The sequence below is a fragment of the Zoogloea sp. GDB6 genome, assembly GCF_056724105.1.
In genome coordinates this window covers 706,522-723,006 of record NZ_CM161497.1, presented here as the reverse complement: position 1 = coordinate 723,006, position 16,485 = coordinate 706,522, and the positions used below count along the sequence as shown (strand labels likewise).

The 16,485-nt window shown below is 55.0% G+C and carries 21 protein-coding genes and 2 pseudogenes; 6 read left to right on the top strand and 17 right to left on the bottom strand.

Going from position 1 to position 16,485, the window contains the following annotated elements:
• Positions 1-61 precede the first annotated feature (61 nt).
• Positions 62-1,648 (bottom strand): ArnT family glycosyltransferase, encoded by a 1,587-nt coding sequence (locus AC1PQG_RS03285; RefSeq protein WP_481121246.1) that lies wholly within the window; start codon positions 1,646-1,648, stop codon positions 62-64.
• Between the two features lie 113 nt (positions 1,649-1,761).
• Here AC1PQG_RS03285 and AC1PQG_RS03280 point away from each other — a divergent pair.
• A pseudogene (locus AC1PQG_RS03280) lies at positions 1,762-2,005 on the top strand (IS5/IS1182 family transposase); the annotation flags it as partial.
• A gap of 197 nt (positions 2,006-2,202) precedes the next feature.
• Here AC1PQG_RS03280 and AC1PQG_RS03275 read toward each other — a convergent pair.
• From AC1PQG_RS03275 to AC1PQG_RS03260, 4 genes are all read right to left on the bottom strand, one after another.
• Positions 2,203-2,652: a hypothetical protein gene (locus AC1PQG_RS03275; protein ID WP_481121245.1), complete on the bottom strand. Its 450-nt coding sequence runs from the start codon at positions 2,650-2,652 to the stop codon at positions 2,203-2,205.
• Positions 2,653-2,701: 49 nt separating this feature from the next.
• Positions 2,702-3,325 carry a DUF4304 domain-containing protein gene (locus AC1PQG_RS03270; protein WP_481121244.1) on the bottom strand — a complete coding sequence of 208 codons (624 nt, stop codon included), beginning with the start codon at positions 3,323-3,325 and terminating at the stop codon, positions 2,702-2,704.
• A gap of 66 nt (positions 3,326-3,391) precedes the next feature.
• The gene (locus AC1PQG_RS03265) at positions 3,392-3,733 is read right to left on the bottom strand and encodes a DUF6572 domain-containing protein (RefSeq protein WP_481121243.1); all 342 of its coding nucleotides are present in this window, start codon (positions 3,731-3,733) and stop codon (positions 3,392-3,394) included.
• Positions 3,734-3,748: 15 nt separating this feature from the next.
• The gene (locus AC1PQG_RS03260) at positions 3,749-4,270 is read right to left on the bottom strand and encodes a DUF2199 domain-containing protein (protein WP_481121242.1); all 522 of its coding nucleotides are present in this window, start codon (positions 4,268-4,270) and stop codon (positions 3,749-3,751) included.
• Positions 4,271-4,815: 545 nt separating this feature from the next.
• On the opposite strand from AC1PQG_RS03260, the gene lepB reads away from it, so the two are divergent.
• Entirely contained in the window at positions 4,816-5,730 is a 915-nt protein-coding gene (gene lepB, locus AC1PQG_RS03255; protein WP_481121241.1) for a signal peptidase I, read from the top strand.
• A gap of 358 nt (positions 5,731-6,088) precedes the next feature.
• Here the strand turns inward: lepB and AC1PQG_RS03250 are convergent, their stop codons facing one another.
• Together AC1PQG_RS03250 and AC1PQG_RS03245 are read right to left on the bottom strand one after the other, a co-directional pair.
• Positions 6,089-6,523 carry a hypothetical protein gene (locus tag AC1PQG_RS03250; RefSeq protein ID WP_481121240.1) on the bottom strand — a complete coding sequence of 145 codons (435 nt, stop codon included), beginning with the start codon at positions 6,521-6,523 and terminating at the stop codon, positions 6,089-6,091.
• Between the two features lie 88 nt (positions 6,524-6,611).
• Complete coding sequence (locus AC1PQG_RS03245; protein WP_481121239.1) at positions 6,612-7,490, bottom strand: tetratricopeptide repeat protein; 879 nt, start codon at positions 7,488-7,490, stop codon at positions 6,612-6,614.
• A gap of 256 nt (positions 7,491-7,746) precedes the next feature.
• On the opposite strand from AC1PQG_RS03245, the gene AC1PQG_RS03240 reads away from it, so the two are divergent.
• On the top strand, positions 7,747-7,908 hold the full coding sequence (locus tag AC1PQG_RS03240) for a hypothetical protein (RefSeq protein ID WP_481121238.1): 162 nt from the start codon (positions 7,747-7,749) through the stop codon (positions 7,906-7,908).
• Positions 7,909-7,916: 8 nt separating this feature from the next.
• Here the strand turns inward: AC1PQG_RS03240 and AC1PQG_RS03235 are convergent, their stop codons facing one another.
• From AC1PQG_RS03235 to AC1PQG_RS03225, 3 genes are all read right to left on the bottom strand, one after another.
• Complete coding sequence (locus AC1PQG_RS03235) at positions 7,917-8,273, bottom strand: DUF2834 domain-containing protein (protein ID WP_481121237.1); 357 nt, start codon at positions 8,271-8,273, stop codon at positions 7,917-7,919.
• A gap of 171 nt (positions 8,274-8,444) precedes the next feature.
• Positions 8,445-8,837, bottom strand: coding sequence for an energy transducer TonB (locus AC1PQG_RS03230; protein ID WP_481121236.1), 393 nt, complete (start codon positions 8,835-8,837; stop codon positions 8,445-8,447).
• A 102-nt stretch (positions 8,838-8,939) separates the two neighbouring features.
• Positions 8,940-9,332 (bottom strand): VOC family protein, encoded by a 393-nt coding sequence (locus AC1PQG_RS03225; protein WP_481121235.1) that lies wholly within the window; start codon positions 9,330-9,332, stop codon positions 8,940-8,942.
• A 649-nt stretch (positions 9,333-9,981) separates the two neighbouring features.
• Here AC1PQG_RS03225 and AC1PQG_RS03220 point away from each other — a divergent pair.
• The gene (locus AC1PQG_RS03220) at positions 9,982-10,275 is read left to right on the top strand and encodes a hypothetical protein (RefSeq protein WP_481121234.1); all 294 of its coding nucleotides are present in this window, start codon (positions 9,982-9,984) and stop codon (positions 10,273-10,275) included.
• 270 nt (positions 10,276-10,545) lie between these two features.
• On the opposite strand, the gene AC1PQG_RS03215 is transcribed toward AC1PQG_RS03220, so the two are convergent.
• Positions 10,546-10,941, bottom strand: coding sequence for a winged helix-turn-helix transcriptional regulator (locus tag AC1PQG_RS03215; protein WP_481121233.1), 396 nt, complete (start codon positions 10,939-10,941; stop codon positions 10,546-10,548).
• Positions 10,942-11,057: 116 nt separating this feature from the next.
• Here AC1PQG_RS03215 and AC1PQG_RS03210 point away from each other — a divergent pair, with 116 nt between their 5' ends.
• Positions 11,058-11,492 carry a nuclear transport factor 2 family protein gene (locus tag AC1PQG_RS03210; RefSeq protein WP_481121232.1) on the top strand — a complete coding sequence of 145 codons (435 nt, stop codon included), beginning with the start codon at positions 11,058-11,060 and terminating at the stop codon, positions 11,490-11,492.
• Positions 11,493-11,536: 44 nt separating this feature from the next.
• Positions 11,537-12,145 carry an FMN-dependent NADH-azoreductase gene (locus tag AC1PQG_RS03205; protein ID WP_481121231.1) on the top strand — a complete coding sequence of 203 codons (609 nt, stop codon included), beginning with the start codon at positions 11,537-11,539 and terminating at the stop codon, positions 12,143-12,145.
• 152 nt (positions 12,146-12,297) lie between these two features.
• Here the strand turns inward: AC1PQG_RS03205 and AC1PQG_RS03200 are convergent.
• The 6 genes and pseudogenes from AC1PQG_RS03200 to AC1PQG_RS03175 form a co-directional block, all read right to left on the bottom strand.
• A pseudogene (locus AC1PQG_RS03200) lies at positions 12,298-12,696 on the bottom strand (transposase); the annotation flags it as partial.
• A gap of 76 nt (positions 12,697-12,772) precedes the next feature.
• Complete coding sequence (locus AC1PQG_RS03195) at positions 12,773-13,426, bottom strand: hypothetical protein (RefSeq protein ID WP_481121230.1); 654 nt, start codon at positions 13,424-13,426, stop codon at positions 12,773-12,775.
• A gap of 270 nt (positions 13,427-13,696) precedes the next feature.
• Positions 13,697-13,996, bottom strand: a complete 300-nt coding sequence (locus tag AC1PQG_RS03190; RefSeq protein WP_481121229.1) for a hypothetical protein — start codon at positions 13,994-13,996, stop codon at positions 13,697-13,699.
• 60 nt (positions 13,997-14,056) lie between these two features.
• Positions 14,057-14,353 (bottom strand): DUF3144 domain-containing protein, encoded by a 297-nt coding sequence (locus tag AC1PQG_RS03185; RefSeq protein ID WP_481121228.1) that lies wholly within the window; start codon positions 14,351-14,353, stop codon positions 14,057-14,059.
• A gap of 468 nt (positions 14,354-14,821) precedes the next feature.
• Positions 14,822-15,199 (bottom strand): hypothetical protein, encoded by a 378-nt coding sequence (locus AC1PQG_RS03180; protein WP_481121227.1) that lies wholly within the window; start codon positions 15,197-15,199, stop codon positions 14,822-14,824.
• 392 nt (positions 15,200-15,591) lie between these two features.
• Complete coding sequence (locus AC1PQG_RS03175; RefSeq protein WP_481121226.1) at positions 15,592-16,452, bottom strand: TorF family putative porin; 861 nt, start codon at positions 16,450-16,452, stop codon at positions 15,592-15,594.
• Positions 16,453-16,485: the final 33 nt, after the last annotated feature.

Sequence of the window (16,485 nt, the reverse complement as noted above, 5' to 3'; positions counted from 1 at the left end):
TGCCATGCAGGTCAACCAGTACCCGATGGAAGGGGCGGACTGATTGTTCAGGGCTGACGAATCAATTTCTCGTCAAGTAATTTTTTTTGCGTTCCAGTACGGAGTAGCGCCCTACTTTGTAAACAGCAGAAAAATTCCTTGAAATAAACTCATCGAGAACAAATACACCGCTTGAAATGGCGCTACTGTTTTTCTCCAACGAATTGTCAACGTCAACTAATATGACAACACTTACGTTGTGCGCAATGAGCTGATCGATCATTTTTTCTTGGACTTGTCTTGTCGTAACGATCCCTGGATGCATTTCACTCCACGCCACGGGAACATGCTTACTCAACAAAAAATACATTGACGAATCGTTGAAAAGAATCATGTCGTGATGAGTATTTCCAACAAAAACATAGTCAACTTCAGGGTATTTTTTATTTATGTAGTTCACAGCACCTATTTGATCTTGATGTATTGGGATGCAATCACCAAGAGAACGACCAAGCGTACATTTTGAGAAATCGTTCAGCTTCCCATAAGACGGCGCAGCATATATGGACATCAATGTCGCTGCCATCAGTATAAAGATTTGAAGCGACCTCCTCACGTATCCTGCTGCGTCCGATTTCTGCGCCGAAACAATAGAAGCAAAGCACAATAAAAATAGCATGGATGGTGCCGTGTGCGCCAAGTCAAAACGATTGTGCGACTGCACGGTAAAAATCATCGTCATTAATGCGCAAAAAATTTCCGCAATGAAATACCCTGGGAATGCCTTGATATGACTCTTCGTCGTCAGCGCCAACCCAGCAAGGGGGAAAACAATCCCCCCCCACGCCAACACCCATCTCAATACCCATTTCAAGTCCCACATCAAGAAAAGCTCTAGGAACCCAGGAACGGGCAATAGCCGGTTCTCTCTCATTCCGGTTACCGGAAAAACAATTTCTTGCTCAATAAAATTTTCAACGCCGCCTCTTGCAGCAACTGTGACCAATAAAAAAAGAGACACTCCAAAAAAAACAAGAAGGAACGAGACAACTGAATTTAAATATCGGCCGCTAATTTTGATCGATCCACGCAGACCAATTGAAACCAAGAAGCTTCCTAGCGCGGACGCAAAAAAATAAGCCGCAAAGTCGTGTCGAAATATAGCAACGAAGCCAGCAACTACTCCCGCTAAAGGTATAAGCCCAGTCCCGCCTCGCTTCGTTTCTTGAGCAGCCAATGCGATTGACAAGAAAATCAAAGCCAAAGCCGGCGTTGCGGAATAAGAAGGATAAAGGGCTGAGCCTAACCAAAGGCTGGAGAGAGTAGCAGCAAAAGCAGCGCCAAGCCGACCAGAGAATGCTCTGACAAAATAGAATACAGAGCCGATCAGAAGGCATGACCAGAGCAAATTAACAACTCTGGCTACGACAAGGCTTGGTTCAAAAAGTACAAAAAACAACGAAAGAGTCAGAGATGTGCCCGGGGGGTAGGCTGTCCAATAATCCAAATGTGGATTCTCGCCATTTATAATTCTCTCCGCATTCGTTATGGCAAACCCCTCATCATAAACCCCTAGAGGCGTCGCGAATGCGCTGAGGAGTGAAGCACTAATTATCAGTGCTGATGCGACAAGGCCCCATGCGGAGATGAAATTATTGCGTTCATGCATTCTTCTTTTCCAAGAGACGAACATCCACGCAGACGACAAGAACGCCTATCGTGCGCTGGGCCGTTATCTGCCCACCGAGAAAGTGCTCAAAGAGTACTGACGATACGAAACTGTCTTCCTCCATTCGCGCAGTGGGTGCGGGTCAAAAAACAGGCCCCAATCCCACCGATCGCACGCGCCGGCTCCAAGCACCGCCGGATCACCGACGCGCAGTGCATTCTGCTGGCCGTCATCCTGACGGGCGCCAATCGCAACGACGTAACCCAACTTTTGCCCTTGGTCGAAGCCATTCCACCTATTCGTGGCAACAGGGGCGCCCGCTCTCCAGGCCCCAGGCGCCTCCTATATGCGACAAAGCAACCATCAGGGCCAACACTATTCTGTAAGCACCGAACATACGCCCCCCTCGAGAGCCATCATTTGCGCATGATCAATGGCAAAAAGATTAGTCGCTGCATCGCCAGCATTGCTGGCAATGCACGCCAACATATTCCCGGTTATGGCCCTGCCTGTCAGTAAAACTGTGTGTCACTTTGCTCCCGAGCGGCAATCGATCACTCTTGGGGCGTGGCTGCTACATATTCAAGCCCGATGTTCCCGTACTCGGACTCCGATCTGAGGACGCGAGTGTCCGGATGATGTTCGATGCGGATCTGATGATCCGATAGCCAGGACACGCGTAACGCGGGTCCTCCCCCCGGCCCGCTTGGTGCCTTACCGTGATCGTCGTCTACAACCAGGACATTGCCCGCTTTGTTGGGGAGCGCCTCGGCAACGGGGAGAATGGAAACCTGAGTCGAGAAACCGGTGGTCGCGCCGCAATCGCGCTCGAAGACCACGGCTTTCAACCGGCCGCCGGGAGCCACGACTTCAGACAACACCTCATTGCCGCAGGCGTCCGGTATCAGATACAGCAATGCACCAATGGCCAGGGCAATCAAGGCGACAACGACAACCGCGATGATGCGGAGCAGTTTCAACAGATGAAGCAGCAAGGAACGCATGATGTCAGCCAGCCTCGCACGCTGGCCCGGTTGGCCGGGAGAGTCGGCGTCATTTGCCCTCCGACAATTGTTGAAGCTCGGTACGGAGAGCGACCGCACTTCCGACATTTTCAAGTCCATAGGTGGCCAATGCCATTGAATCGGCGAGGCGCCCTTCCTTCTTGAAAAGACGTGCGAGTGTAAGAGCCATGCGGACCTTCGTAGAACTAAAGCCCTTGAAGTCGAAAGAACCAGCGATGAACTCAGCGGGCGTAACGGTGATGAAGGGCGACGACGGGCCGGAAATACCAGCGAAGAGCGCACGGCCAACCCTTTCGTACACCGAGACTGCCGCCTTCATGGCAAAAGCCATACTTTCTTCTGTCCGCTCGTACCTCCACCACTGATCTCCCCCCGTCTCAGAGAGTCGGCGGCGAAATTCGCAAAGCTCCTGAGTGATTTTTTGGGGGGCAGGATCTTTGCCTTCAAGATCAGGAACCAGCAGAGGATGCACCGCAAGATTAATTGCAAAGGAACCGCCTTGCCGCGCGCCCTGAACATTGACAACCTGAATCCAACTTCCGCTAACAAGACGAAAGGTCGAGCCAGAACCGGAGAATCCGTCTTCTCGCAGTACTGGTGCAAAAATCTTTCGTATCGCGGGTTCAATGCGAGGTTGAGGCGATTCGCTCATGACGCGGAACGCAAAAATAGCCCGCGTATCACGACTCGATCTCGTAGCTTCAGCTCAAATTCAGGGTTAGCTATTGTCGTTTTCATAGCCCGTGGGGAGAGGACCGTAATGGAAAGTAAGGCCTGCACTCTCGACGATAGCCGTCACTTGTGCGAGAAAAGCCTCGGCTTCAGCCGTAGGTCTGTATTTCAGCACCAGATCAATGGCGACGGCACAATTCAACGAAGGCGGGTACGCCGTATTTATTTCGCCGCTTTCGACAAACGCCAAATAGGAGTTCAGCTTTTCTTGAAGCATCACCAAGTGCTCGCCATCCCACTCCAAGTGGTCCGCAATTGTGAGATAGACACAGCCCATTCTGGCGTCGGCTCGAATAACATCAATTACGTTGGCTTGCTCGACCGTCATGACCAAATAGCTAATTCAAGCCTCATGAAATGCCTGCTCCGCAATTTGTTGCGCCCGCGCAACCGAGATTCCGTTAACTTGGTCGATCACCAATGGATCGTTCTCAGAGTCCCCCCTGTGAAGCATCACCTTCGGACGCTGGCCGCCAAGTTGCACAAGCACATTTGCTGCGCGTGAACCTTCGTATGGATAAGCCGGAATAGAGTTGCAAACCCAGCCAAAGAACCCGTCACCCTCCACAGGTGAATCGTAGGTTTCGACGTATCGAGCAAAGCTCTTCTCACTCAGAGAAACCCAGACTCCCCACAGGAACGGTTCTTCGACACCATGAATCGGGACTTCCAGAACGGCACGAATGAAGTAATCCGTGCCCTCTTCATGCGTGATAGTACAGAAGTCGCTACTGATTTCACCCATGGTCACGCGTTGCTCGTCGGACAAGCAGGCGTACTGATCGGGCATTAGATATCCAATGCTTGGAGATCCTTCATGGATCTCACCGCAGCTTGTGCATCTGAAGGCGAATATGGCGGCCATGGTGATGAATTAAACTTAACTTTGTTTTAGGGAGACAGCTTTGCTGCATAACTTCGGAATCTACCCCTAGCATTGCTGGCCATAACGCTGGAAGGCTGCATAGTTATCCAACTCTTGCCAGGCCACTCCAAGCTTGAGTCCACGGTCCGCTGCCTTGGCACCGAGGTTGATGATGCCTCAGAGGATCTCAGAGCAGACCGAGATCTGACCCTAAAGCGGCTTCTCACAGAGCATCCAAATGCAACGGGTGGCCGCTTACGGTCTCGATGCCGAGAGAGTGCTACCGGCCAGGAGCGGCCGGTCGTCATCCGATCTAGATAGCGGCCATTCGGGTAGCATGATATGCTATACGCCTACACGTAACACAATCGGATCAACCCACTATGCCGATGGCTGCTGCTTTTTCTGTCTTGTTATTTTGCCTGTTGCGTAGCTTCTTTTTCTAAACAGTAACTCTCAGAATATGTTCACCGTCGTTCCAATGTCATGCTTCGGAACTGTCGCCCTAAAACAAAGTTCGGCGTCATCATTACCAAGGGCCTCGCATGCCAAATAAGCCAAAGAAATGGGTTGCCGCGTTGCTGGGTTTCGTGGCCCAGCCAATCGCAATGATGTACGTGGATCGCATAACCTGGGCCGGCGTCTATTTTCTTGCCTCTGTTGCAATCGCGGTCATTGGAGATTTCTATCTCCATGACATGGAGCTTGCGGTCCTCGCTAGTCAGATCGCCCTTGCGCTCACGTGTGCCACGCATGCCTATCGCGTGGCGGCAAAGTATCCTGATGAGCAGTTACGTCCAAGCTACAGCCGTTGGTACAGTTTGCTAGGCACAGTCGCAGCATTTGTTTCAATCGTGTTTGGGGTGCGCGCCTTCCTCGTCGAGCCGTTCCGTTTCCCCTCAGGGTCCATGCTGCCGACTATTCCTGTTGGGTCTCATCTGATCATCCAGAAGTGGGGATACGGAAACTATGGCAGCTACGGCCTGAATCTAACGCATGCCTCTATTTCCGCTCCGCTAAATCGTGGAGATATCGTCGTCTTCGAGTTTCCTCAGGACAGATCAAAAACCTACGCAAAACGGCTTGTTGGTCTGCCTGGAGATAAGATCGTCTATCGCGAGAAAAAGCTCTTCATTAACGGCAGCGCCGTGTCTACGCATGTAGCCGGTAAGCACGTTGATCCGAAGTCGCAAGTTTCGACTCCCCGGTTCATAGAGTCGATGATGGGTACTGACTACTCGGTGCTCATTGAGAGAGAAGCCCCCGCATACGTCGCAACGCCTTTGGCATTCCCATTTCGTGAGAAATGCACCTATTTCGCTGATGGTCTAAGTTGCGATGTTCCTGCCGGCCAGTACTTCACAATGGGCGACAACCGTGACAACAGTTTCGACAGTCGAATGTGGGGGTTCGTACCGGCCGACCATATCGTCGGCAAGGTACTTTACATCCTCCGTTAGCCCATCCCGTTCCACACAAATCCATTGACACTCCTCCGGGTGCAGCGCATCGGAAGCATCACGACCCACTGATTACTCAGGCTGGTCAAACAATCTGTCAGCGGCCAACCCCGCGCAGTTTTGATTAGATTCAGCATTGACCAAGCCAGGCCGAAACAACCATCCGGCCCGAAGAGACGCATTAGCGCACGTGCTTCGTCGTCAGATACTGGCTTGGCCATAGACAGTAGAAGAGCCTCCACCTGCTTTAGATGCTCCACCGCTGCCTCAGACTCCGAGGGCAACGGTCCGAGTAGCGCAAGGCAAATGCTCTCAGGACGCATAACGTTTGAATTCACCCGACTTGCACAGCTTGCCGCTACGGGTCCGGTGAAATGAATTGTTTGACGGCAGCAGGCCAAAGCACAAGGCAGTAACGCTCTTCACCTCCAGATCGGCCAGCAAAATAGGCGCGTCCCCTGTAGTTTCCAGGCGCCACGCTCATGCGTGAGCACTGGGGAACGAAATCCGTGCAACCACAGAGAACCGCGTTTCCGGATGGGAACGAAATACTGAACTCAGTTTGGTGCTCCCATGCACCTTTTGCCTCGGTTGGCTCGGAAACGAACGCAACCTCTACGAGTACATGCGTAGCGGACTCCGCATGAACGACGACAATGTGCGGCGCCGTTCGCAGACGCCTCAACATGTCTTGCTCTGTCACCTCTTCCGGAATCATCGGCTCTACGCCCGCGTCCATCAGATAGAACTGCTGATAGTCCGCGAACACCTGAAATTGGTGTGCGTCTTTCATGCCACTCAACTTTGCTTTAGAGGGAATGAGGCGCTATGCAAAACCAGTTGATGTTCCACAATGTCCGATCTCCTGCTCCAGAATAATTTTAATGCCGAACAATATCTGGACTGGCCATACGACAATTCTGCAACCCACCAATACAGACGCGGGTCTTGGTGGCAATTTCCTTGGTCTTCTCTCTCGCAGCGGCAATTTCGTCGGCGGTCAGCGTTGCCTCTATGCGCTTCGCTATCTGACGGGCGAATTCTCCACTCCCGACTTCGGGAGGAACTGCCGCGATCACCAAGTACAGCCAACCCAAGGCTTGAATGGAGTCACGTCTGACACCCTCCCCCTTTTCCAGTAGCTTGGCGTAGTCGACAATACCGAACTGATCTCCCGCTTCTGCCAGCTTATGAGTCCAATATGCGGACTGCTCCGAATTCCGCGCAATGCCCTTTCCGCCTTTGTATATACGCTCCAAATCGTTCCATGCTTCGACTTGACCGTGTTTGGCGGCCAACTCCAGCCAATACACACCCTCTTCAGGCCTTTCGACCAACCAAAGCCCTTCTATTCCGGGTTTTACTTGCCAAACGCCTCTCTCTGTCGAGGAGGATGCCCATCGATGAATTTCCTTGGGATCGCGCTCCCACATCGGAATATCCCCTATTAGCCTTCTTCCTAGTTCCAACTCGGCGCCCGGGTGTCCTTGTTTCGCAGCTGCGCTCATCAGGCTGAAGGCCCGAATCTGACTACCGTTAAAGAATTCGAGTCTATGAGCTAGGCGCAACTGTGCATCGGGATTTCCCGCTGCTACTTCTCGCTCAAGGGTGTTGCTCTCCTCGGGAGTAAGTGCTTGCGGTAAGGCTACGATCGGTTCTCCGGCCGGTACCTGTGCGTGGTGCCGTACGTAGTACATCGTCACGGCCAGCGACGTGGCGACCAAAACCGCAATGGCCAACGCCTTGATATTTCTTATCAATTAGCCTCCTACTCTGCTATTGAAAGGGTGGAGCGCATTTGAGAGCAATCTTTGACAACGAACAACGCACAAACGGTAAATCTGGTGAGGTGCCATAGGACTAGGAAAGCCTGTGCGACAACCGACGAGAACGACGCCAGACGACAAGCGCTAACATAGCCGACCAAGCAGACCACCATATAGCAGCCGCATAGAACCAACCCAACTGGGTTGGAATGGGCCAGCCGTCAGGGGAACCTTGAAGCGTAGGAATGCCATGCGCTTCGACTACCTCAAGAAACGCGATGGTGATGAGAAAGAACACCGCCCCAAGCAGCGGCAGAACTCTCGCCACGACAACCTGGACGCCAACCAATGCGGCACCACCGAGAATGACGAAGGCGAGACTTTTGATCCGGGCCACGGCTACGCGTTCTAACGCCGGATTTAAACCGAGGCGCGAAGCGGCTTCGGTTTGAACGAATTGCCATGTTCTACTGCGGCAAGATGACGCTCCCGCAGAAAAAGGAAAAGCGGCAAAGCCAATGAAGGGCCAACGACAAGACAAGACAACGGGAGCCACAGCCAAGGCATTGCGAGCCTGCGCCCCTCTGCAAGAACGAATACGATGACCGCGACGCCCGAAATGAGGACATCAGCCCACGCGAATGCGGCGATATAACTTGAGATAGCCTGCTGCAACAGAAGCGGCACATCGAGGCCATGCCCAGAAAGCCACGGAACAAACTGAGATAAAGGCAAAGCTGTACCGGCAATACAAAGAAGAATGTAAATAAGCTGCATATTGCCTCCTGCCGGGCCTGACTTTGTTATGGGGCGACAGTTCTGCGCCGTAGCAACGGAATGCCGGATAACGCGCTCTGCAAGTCACTGTTTAAAACAGCAACTACCCGCGCCCCAAAACAACATGACGGGTTGAATGCTGCTTGCACAACGCGCCCTGGAAAACAAGCATCAATCCCTTCTGCCCCAGTTCTTGGGGATATGAACAGGGACGACCATCGACACCTCGGTCGGCTCATCATCCAGGGTGTACGGTGCGAAACGCATTTCCCGCATGCCATGCAGCGCAGCTTCATCGAGGTTCGAGTTGCCGCAAGAGGAAAGAAGCATAGTTCGCACAACCGAGCCGTCGGACGCAATGTGGGCCTTCAGGATTGCGGGCCCTGTAATGCGGCCTCTCACAACGATTCCCGGTGCGACAAACCTGAATCTTGTCAGAGGCTGCAGATCTTCGAGCTTCACTATCTGGCTGGGCCAGTCTGCGGAGGTGGCTCCGGCGGGAGCAACAACCATAAGCAGCGCAGAGAACGTGAATGGCAATATGAAAGTGCGCATGTTCAGCATGGGGGCCACGTTAGACGCAAGGGGACTGCCGAAGACAGGTCCCCTCGATGGAGAGGTTTGGTTGCGTGTGCTGCCGCAATGGGTCGGCGATACATATGGCGGCTACATCGGCCGGAACAGCGCGCAGAGCTTGTTTCCGTCCGGATCGCGCACGTACGCCACATACACGGACCCCGCCTTGTTTTCACGAAGACCTGGCGGCTCTTCAATGGAGGCGCCTCCGTTCGCAACCGCCACGTCGTGAAACAACCGGACCTGCTCCGGTGAATTGCACTTGAAGCCAATCGTTCCGCCATTGGCATGCGTAGCCGGCTCACCGTTGATTGGCTGACTGATGCAAAACGTCCCACCATCGTGGCGATAAAACAAGCGGGTCTGGCCGGTCTTGTTCTCACTCCGGACGGGCTCATCGACGCCAAGGACACCGAGAAGCGCGTTGTAGAAGCAACGTGAGCGTTCAATGTCATTGGTACCGACCATGATGTGACTGAACATCTTTTCTCCATTTCTGTCTTTGCCGCCTTGCGGCTTGAGGCTGTCAGTTGCGAGGTGCTTAATCTTGCGATCTGAGGTGCTGGCTGATGAGGATGTGTACCGGTGCGAAAGCAGCAAATACGAGGGGCAATAGGACTGGGCGACGTGAATAAATAGCCGAAGCCACTGCGGAAATCGTTGAAGAGGTCGGCCCCTGCGAGCCTGTCGAACAACCACCGCTCAAATCGGTGCGCATATCAGCTCGACTGCGTGCGCGTATTCGGAACAACCATTACAGCATACCCACCGACAAACTATATGTCCATTGAGTACAGATGCTTACACGACACGCACACCATCCATCTACGTACGTCCCAGTCGGATTCTGTCTCTCCCCCCACCTTGACGCTCCACACATGCCAGCCCGATACTCCGGGCGTCGCTGCAACAACAGCGATCGGGTTTAGCAGCTCGCAACCTACAGGCCGATGGCCGCGCAAGCGGTATCTTCACGTCGGCTGCATGGTCACGCCTGTTCAATGGCGGAACCGTGTGGGGAGCCTTCGGGCTGCCGGTTTCCTGTAGGCCGGTCTGCTAACCCTGCTCGGTTCCGCCCCCCGTTTAGCAGCGGGAGTGCGGAGTACAAAACCGCACTACAGGAGTCACAACCATGAACACGCCCCTGGCATTCCCCGCTCCAGCCAGCCCCGTCTATCAATTCGCCGACAACGTGGACACCCTGGCCCTCACCGATCAGCTCACCGCCCGCCAGGCACAGCTACACGCCCTGCTCGCCATGCCCCACGGCAACGCTGGCGACACCTTCCGACGCATGAACGCCGACCAGCAGGAACACTACCTGTGGGCCTGCGCGATGATTGCTGACGAAGCGCGGGAGCTGACCAATGCCATCCGGATGCACCGGCAGGCGAACATGCCGGTGTGTCAAACGCAGGGCGATTGACTGACAGCCTGCAATGGGTGGCTGCGCATGCCCCCTGCACGTCGCCACCATCGACCCGCTTCCGGGACGTCCCCCCGACCATTCCGGAAGCGCCTCCTCCTACGAATCGTAGTGCTTGAGAAACCGGCGCTCGTCGGGAAAGCACTCCTGGGACGCATAAGGCGCACACACGTGCGCCACTCCGCTGCGATACGCACACGCCTCCGATCCCACGGAAACACATCCAGGCGGGCCTTATGAGCCCCCCTCCATCCCGTACCGCCCTAGCGACTATCTTGCATCGTATCTGGACTGCGCCTCTCTGACCTGCTCCCAATTTGTCTTTGCCCAATCAACCAATCCTTGCGTGGGGAGCAACAGGCTCAGTCCCAGATCCGTCAGCTCGTATTCAACGCGGGGCGGCACCTCGGGAAAGACCTCCCGCACAACCATACCGTCGCGTTCGAGATTCTTCAGGGTTGAGGACAGCAGCCGCTGCGAAATACCTGGAACCGCACGTTCGAGTTCGGAGAATCGGGCACGACCTCCGAGTAGGTCGAGTGAAAGAACGACAAAGATGGTCCATTTGTCACCAATCTTCGTCAGCAACTCCCGGACGGCCATCGGATCCGAACTTCTGCAGATTGCGGCCGGATCCAGCGGACCGCCCTTGCCAGGTTTATGCATGGCTTACCTTGAGGTTAGTTACTGATTTAAAAGTGCCTTCTTCATATCAAGAAGCTTCCTGGATATATTGGTCTCTCACTTTCAAGCAATCGTTCCAAACGCCTGGAGAGTCAAAGATGCCAAATCCGAAATATGCTGCCTACAAGGCAGCCGATCCTTACTTCAAACTGGTACGGGAAGCACTGGGCGATCTTGTTGAAGGAGAACATTTCTTCGACATTGTCGCCGACGACGTTGTCTATGAAGTTCTCTACGACATTCCCGGTTGGCCGCGCGTGATTCCAGGGCGGGCCGATCTGATGGCCCGCTTCAAGGGCTATTGCGAGAGTATCGAGCTGCAGTCCGCCGATCGGCTGATAACCCACACAGCAGACAATGGCAGCGTCGTCGTCATCGAATACGAGATCCATGGGACCATCCTTGCAACAAGCGTGAAATACGACAATCGGTTCTGCTCGATCATCAGAATCGAAAACCGGCAAATCGCGCACTGGCGAGACTATATGGATTCGCTCGCAGCCTGGAACGTATTGACAGCACACACCCGCTGAATCCCCCCGTCACGGGAAGATGAAGATCAAACAAAGAGGCTGCCATGAAGCAAATCCTTATGATTGAAGTAAGTCCAAGGGGAACAGACTCGGCGAGTCGATCTGTTACCCACACGCTTGCCGCGCGGCTACGCGACCTTTATCCATCGGTAAAGCTTATTTGCCGCGACCTGGCGATCGAGCACCTCCCCCACTTGGACGAGGCCACGCTCAGGGCTATCTCGACCACAAACGTTGATGAAGCAGAAAATCTGAAACAGAAGGCCCAGCAGTCGGATCAACTGACCGACGAGCTTCTCGGCTCGGATCTTCTAGTAATCGCAACGCCGATGTGGAACTTCGGCATACCCTCCGCACTGAAAGCCTGGATCGATCTGGTTGTGCGGCCGGGCAGAACCTTCCAGTACACCGATGGCGGCGTTCTTGGTCTGGCCCAGGACAAGAAGGCCATCCTGGTGCTTGCTTCAGGCGGCATCTTCACAGAAGGACCATGGCGCCCCTGGGATTTCGTCGAACCCTACCTGCGCCAAATACTGGGGTTCATCGGCATCGTGGATGTGCAAACCATCCGGATCGAAGGAATGAACATCCCAACCCTGGCTCCCAACGCAGTGCCAAACGCGAATAAAGCGGTCGGGGAGCTTGCGCTGTAAGAGTGGGTTGATCTCCTCCTCCCACCCCATCCACCGCACAGACGTCGTCCATCTTGACGCCCGCGGCATGCCAGCCCGATAACGGCTTCTTGTTCGTACACCCTTGGTGCGTCGTCGATCAATGGCGGGCCAAGTTGGGAGGCTACGGCCTGCCGGTTCCTGTGTTCCGGTCTGTCAACCCGACTTTGGCCCGCCCCCGATTGACAGCGGGGAGCGGATAGGTCCGACAAAGAATCGACGATGCAACGAGACCAATCGATCTTGTCGGCCGTGCGCAAGCGGGCCAACAGCACCTAATGCAGCCTGTCCCAGACACCGGCCTCTTGCCAGGCACGCAGGCGCCGCCAGCAACTCATGCCCGAGCCGCAGCCGATTTCCTGGGGCTGCATCTCCCAAGGGATGCCGCTTTGCAGGACGAACAGGATGCCGGTCAGAACCGCTCGATCATCGAGCGGCTTGCGCCCCGGATACTTGCTCCGACGGGGCTTGGCGGGAGGTAGCAACGGTTCGATCAAGGCCCACAGATCGTCGTCGAGAAGTGCTTTGGCCATGTCCTATATTCAAAGAAACAAGGCCGAGGTTAACGAAATTCGACCAGCGTGAACAGGGGGGGAATTGGCCTTTTTGTTAGAGCTTCTTAGGGAATGGAAGGACCGGGACCATGCTTCGTGGCGGGCAAGAGAGCCATTCGAAGAAAGCCTGATGATTTTCCCTGATCAGGTCCGCAGTCCGATTGGTAAGTATCCATTGACAGTAGTACTCCCTGATTGCCGTCACCTCAGCTTCATTGTCAGGGATAGCCCTCCAGCCCACGAAACTGGACAAATGCGCTTCCCCATTTTGGATGATCTGGATTCTTCGGCGGGCCAGCACTTGGCCGATTGGGCTGCTCCCCTCTCCGTGAACTACAGGGCCAATGGTGGTTGCCAATATCTCCTTTTCCGCAGGCATTCCTTCATTCAGTCGCACTTTAGCCCATGGAGCGGAGCGACTAAGCACGGGCCCGTGCATGAACAACTCCTGGTATTCCGCATAAGCATAATAAGTCACGCTTTGCACCTGCCGTGGCGGCCAGTTTGTTGGAAAAGGAGGCGTAACCTGTAGATACCAATCAACAGGCTGCACTTTTCCTGACATCCTGTCAGGCGCATCCTTTACATGCTTGTCAAATTTAGCCCAGTCATCAGCCAAAAATGCATACACGTCGTTTCGCTTAAGCTCTTCTATCTTTACAGAACGGCCACCGACTAAGAATTCTCCCGCAGCAACTTGGGATGCCATACAGACGGTAAGGAGCGCCATCAAGGCGAGCGGAAATTGGCGAAAGCGTATTGGTATGCACATATCGTCCAATCTTTCATATGAGAAGGCAAATTCGACAGGCCGTTCCCGGCCGTCAGCAGCGTGCTTGCTGTAGCGGAGGGCAGGTACCGACCCAATGTTGCCGTTGAGCTTTGAGGAAAGCTGTCATTCAACGTTTGAATTCAGCGGGCGCCGAAGGCGATCCGCTGGAATGATGGGTTGGGCAGATTGGGGTCATTTGCAGACGGCCTATGCATACCAGACGAGTGAAGAGCCCTCAGCAATTGCTCCTTCGTAGTGCTTTTGAAAGACCTGCATTTGCGGTTCATTCAATGCTTCGACAGCAATGGGCTTGCCGTGACCAACCTGTAAATCAGTAAAGCCAAATTGCTGTAGCTCACATATTGCAGTCTCGTGCTGTGCTTCATTACTTTCGTGAGCGACGAAAAGAATAAAGCGATGTGTGCTTCCAATCTCGGGGCTGTTCCACTCAAAGGCACTTGGACCACAGAACTTCCCCGATCCACCGTAAAGAAACACCGTGATCATTGCGATTCCCAGCGTGGAGCTAAGGGGGGCGCCGAAGGCGCGTCCCGCTTGAGCGCAGGCTTATGCTTCTTGATTTGTCTGCATATATGGCTGAAAGTTATTGATGTAGTCATCCATATTTTCATTAAGCATGTTGCGGTACTCAGCCACAAAATACTCAATGGTTTCTTCTTTTGCGGCAGCCATGTCTTCTGCGTTGTGCCAGCCACACGCGCTCACCCAAGAGTTAAATCTTGCGGTGGCGTACATCATTGATGCACTGACCTTGCCCTTTGTGATGTCCTCAGAAATCTGGTCGTTCGAAAGATGAATGTGCGCATCTGCTCGTTCATAGAATTTGTCATCAGTTTCGTGCACAAAACTCTCCTCATGTATAACTCTGTTTCCTGGCGACAGTTCTGCCGCATAACATCGGAATGCCGGATAACACGGTCGGCAAGTTATTTTTCAAAAACGAAAACGACGCACAATGCAAAATAACATGACAGGGAAAGCAGCAACCGACAGCATAGTAGGAGGATTCGGTTCATGTAGTGCTTAGGCCGAAAGCATACCTCCGAACCCGAATGTCCGCTATCTGGATCGGATGACAACCGGCCGCTCCTGGCCGGAAGTTGCCTTCAATCAATTCCCTTTCGACCATCAACACTGACCGAAGCGCCCCCCTTCCCCTACAACCCAAATCATCCCCCCACCTCCCCCTCTGCACTATGCACCACGTCACTCGCATATCCAGCCTTCCAAGCCCTACCCCACAAAATTGAAAAGGCCCAGCAATCCGCTGGGCCCTTCCTCATTCACTGAGCACTACACAACAACCGAGCCTCACGCCGCGCTGGGAGCCTCCTTCCCGGCCCGCGTCGGGGAGCGGCGGCGGTCGGACTTCTTCTTCAAGCCCAGCGCGGCGACCTGGTCCGAATCGGGACCGAACTGGGCCTTGACCTGGCTTTTGACGCCGAGGATGGCGTCGTGGAAGTCGCGTTCGATGGCGTCCATCGCGTCGCGGGCGGCGGCGAGGGCGTTCTGGGCATGGATCTCGGTTTCCTGGGCCTTGCGCAGGGCGTCGTGCAGACGGCCGACGGCGTCGAGGGAATAGTCCTGGTTGACCGGCGTGTAGCCGATGATGCCTTTGAGGCCGACGAAGGCGTCGATGTCGGCCTGGACGGTTTGCGGTGGGATGCGGGTGTTCAGAACGGTTGCCATGGATTCTCCTGTCGATGAATGCGAAGAAGCGGAATGCCACCGCGATATATTACATTCGCATTACAGCGGCGCAATCCATGACATTCAGTTTTTTGAAAAAACCCCTGCATGGCCCATAGTGGGTTCCTCCGGGGCCGTGCGTGGACGGACATTGGGGCGCCGAAGAAGACCTTCGGCGCCCCAATGTTGATGTTGCAGCGCTGCGCGCTCTACGTGCACGGCCCGTACTTGATCGTGCACCGGTGCACGATCAACGTGCACCGCCCGTAGCTCATCGTGCACGCGCCAATGTTGAGCGTGCACGGCCCAGAGTTGATCGTGCACCCGTGCACGTTGATCTCACAGCGGTGCACGTTGAGCGTGCACACGTGCACGCTCAACTCACACGCCTGTTAGAAGGACTTCGCGATGCTGATGAAGAACTTTTTCTTGGCGATGTCGGAGTACGAGGTGGTGTCGCTCAAGCTGAGGAAGTGTTTGTAGGCGTTGGGCTCGCTGGAGACGGAGTAGAAGGCGCCGGCGCTCCAGCCGTCGGGGAGGCTGCGGGTGATGCCGAGCTTGTAGTAGTTGATGTCGAGGCCGGTGGAGTTGGCGATGACCTGGCGGCCGATCTGGCCGCTGAGGTTCCAGCCCTCGGCCACGTCGCGGGCGGCGTTGAGTTCGTAGAAGTAGGAGCCGCGCGTGCTGCCGGTGACGCCGGCGTTGGCGTCGCCGTAGAAGCCGCCGTTTACCGGGGAGTTGTTGGTGCTCCAGCCGAAGTATTCGGTGAGGGTGCGGCCGGTCTTGAAGCTGAGCCAGTCGTAGCTCACCGACACGTAGGCTTCGGCGGTGTTGAGGCTGTTGGAGCGGTTGTAGCCGTCGAAGGCGGAGTCGTGCCAGTTGGCGCCGGGGTAGGTGTAGTAGATCAGGCCGACGTCGTAGCCGACGGCCTCGGTCACCTTGCCGCGGAAGCCGCCGTAGAAATCCATCTCCACCGCGGCGCCGGGCAGCCAGTGGTCGGACACGTTGGACGCGGCGAAGCCGGCGTAGGCGCCGGAGGCGTGGTCGGCCTCGACGCTGAACTGCAGGGCCGGCTTGCCCCAGCTCTGGGACTGGCCGCGGAAGATGTAGTCGCTGACGAAGCTGACGCTGACCGGCACGGTCCAGGCGGATTCGCCGTCGGCCGCGGCGGCGGGCAGCGCGGTGGCCAGGCAGGCGCCGGCCAGGGCGAGGGGAAGCGCAGTGCGCAGGGCGCGGTGGGTTGCTGCGGGCATGACGATCTCCTTGAAGTGAATCAATAGGGGGTA

What these genes read in the sequence shown, in the direction of transcription:
- AC1PQG_RS03210 (WP_481121232.1), top strand. Translation starts at nt 11,058, where the DNA reads ATGCCAAATCCGAAATATGCTGCCTACAAGGCAGCCGATCCTTACTTC.
- AC1PQG_RS03240 (WP_481121238.1), top strand. Translation starts at nt 7,747, where the DNA reads ATGCGCTTCGACTACCTCAAGAAACGCGATGGTGATGAGAAAGAACAC.
- AC1PQG_RS03225 (WP_481121235.1), bottom strand. Translation starts at nt 9,332, where the DNA reads ATGTTCAGTCACATCATGGTCGGTACCAATGACATTGAACGCTCACGT.
- AC1PQG_RS03220 (WP_481121234.1), top strand. Translation starts at nt 9,982, where the DNA reads ATGAACACGCCCCTGGCATTCCCCGCTCCAGCCAGCCCCGTCTATCAA.
- AC1PQG_RS03205 (WP_481121231.1), top strand. Translation starts at nt 11,537, where the DNA reads ATGAAGCAAATCCTTATGATTGAAGTAAGTCCAAGGGGAACAGACTCG.
- AC1PQG_RS03190 (WP_481121229.1), bottom strand. Translation starts at nt 13,996, where the DNA reads ATGATCACGGTGTTTCTTTACGGTGGATCGGGGAAGTTCTGTGGTCCA.
- AC1PQG_RS03260 (WP_481121242.1), bottom strand. Translation starts at nt 4,270, where the DNA reads ATGGCCGCCATATTCGCCTTCAGATGCACAAGCTGCGGTGAGATCCAT.
- AC1PQG_RS03285 (WP_481121246.1), bottom strand. Translation starts at nt 1,648, where the DNA reads ATGCATGAACGCAATAATTTCATCTCCGCATGGGGCCTTGTCGCATCA.
- AC1PQG_RS03275 (WP_481121245.1), bottom strand. Translation starts at nt 2,652, where the DNA reads ATGCGTTCCTTGCTGCTTCATCTGTTGAAACTGCTCCGCATCATCGCG.
- lepB (WP_481121241.1), top strand. Translation starts at nt 4,816, where the DNA reads ATGCCAAATAAGCCAAAGAAATGGGTTGCCGCGTTGCTGGGTTTCGTG.
- AC1PQG_RS03230 (WP_481121236.1), bottom strand. Translation starts at nt 8,837, where the DNA reads ATGCTGAACATGCGCACTTTCATATTGCCATTCACGTTCTCTGCGCTG.
- AC1PQG_RS03195 (WP_481121230.1), bottom strand. Translation starts at nt 13,426, where the DNA reads ATGGCATCCCAAGTTGCTGCGGGAGAATTCTTAGTCGGTGGCCGTTCT.
- AC1PQG_RS03180 (WP_481121227.1), bottom strand. Translation starts at nt 15,199, where the DNA reads ATGGCAACCGTTCTGAACACCCGCATCCCACCGCAAACCGTCCAGGCC.
- AC1PQG_RS03175 (WP_481121226.1), bottom strand. Translation starts at nt 16,452, where the DNA reads ATGCCCGCAGCAACCCACCGCGCCCTGCGCACTGCGCTTCCCCTCGCC.
- AC1PQG_RS03235 (WP_481121237.1), bottom strand. Translation starts at nt 8,273, where the DNA reads ATGCAGCTTATTTACATTCTTCTTTGTATTGCCGGTACAGCTTTGCCT.
- AC1PQG_RS03270 (WP_481121244.1), bottom strand. Translation starts at nt 3,325, where the DNA reads ATGAGCGAATCGCCTCAACCTCGCATTGAACCCGCGATACGAAAGATT.
- AC1PQG_RS03250 (WP_481121240.1), bottom strand. Translation starts at nt 6,523, where the DNA reads ATGAAAGACGCACACCAATTTCAGGTGTTCGCGGACTATCAGCAGTTC.
- AC1PQG_RS03215 (WP_481121233.1), bottom strand. Translation starts at nt 10,941, where the DNA reads ATGCATAAACCTGGCAAGGGCGGTCCGCTGGATCCGGCCGCAATCTGC.
- AC1PQG_RS03265 (WP_481121243.1), bottom strand. Translation starts at nt 3,733, where the DNA reads ATGACGGTCGAGCAAGCCAACGTAATTGATGTTATTCGAGCCGACGCC.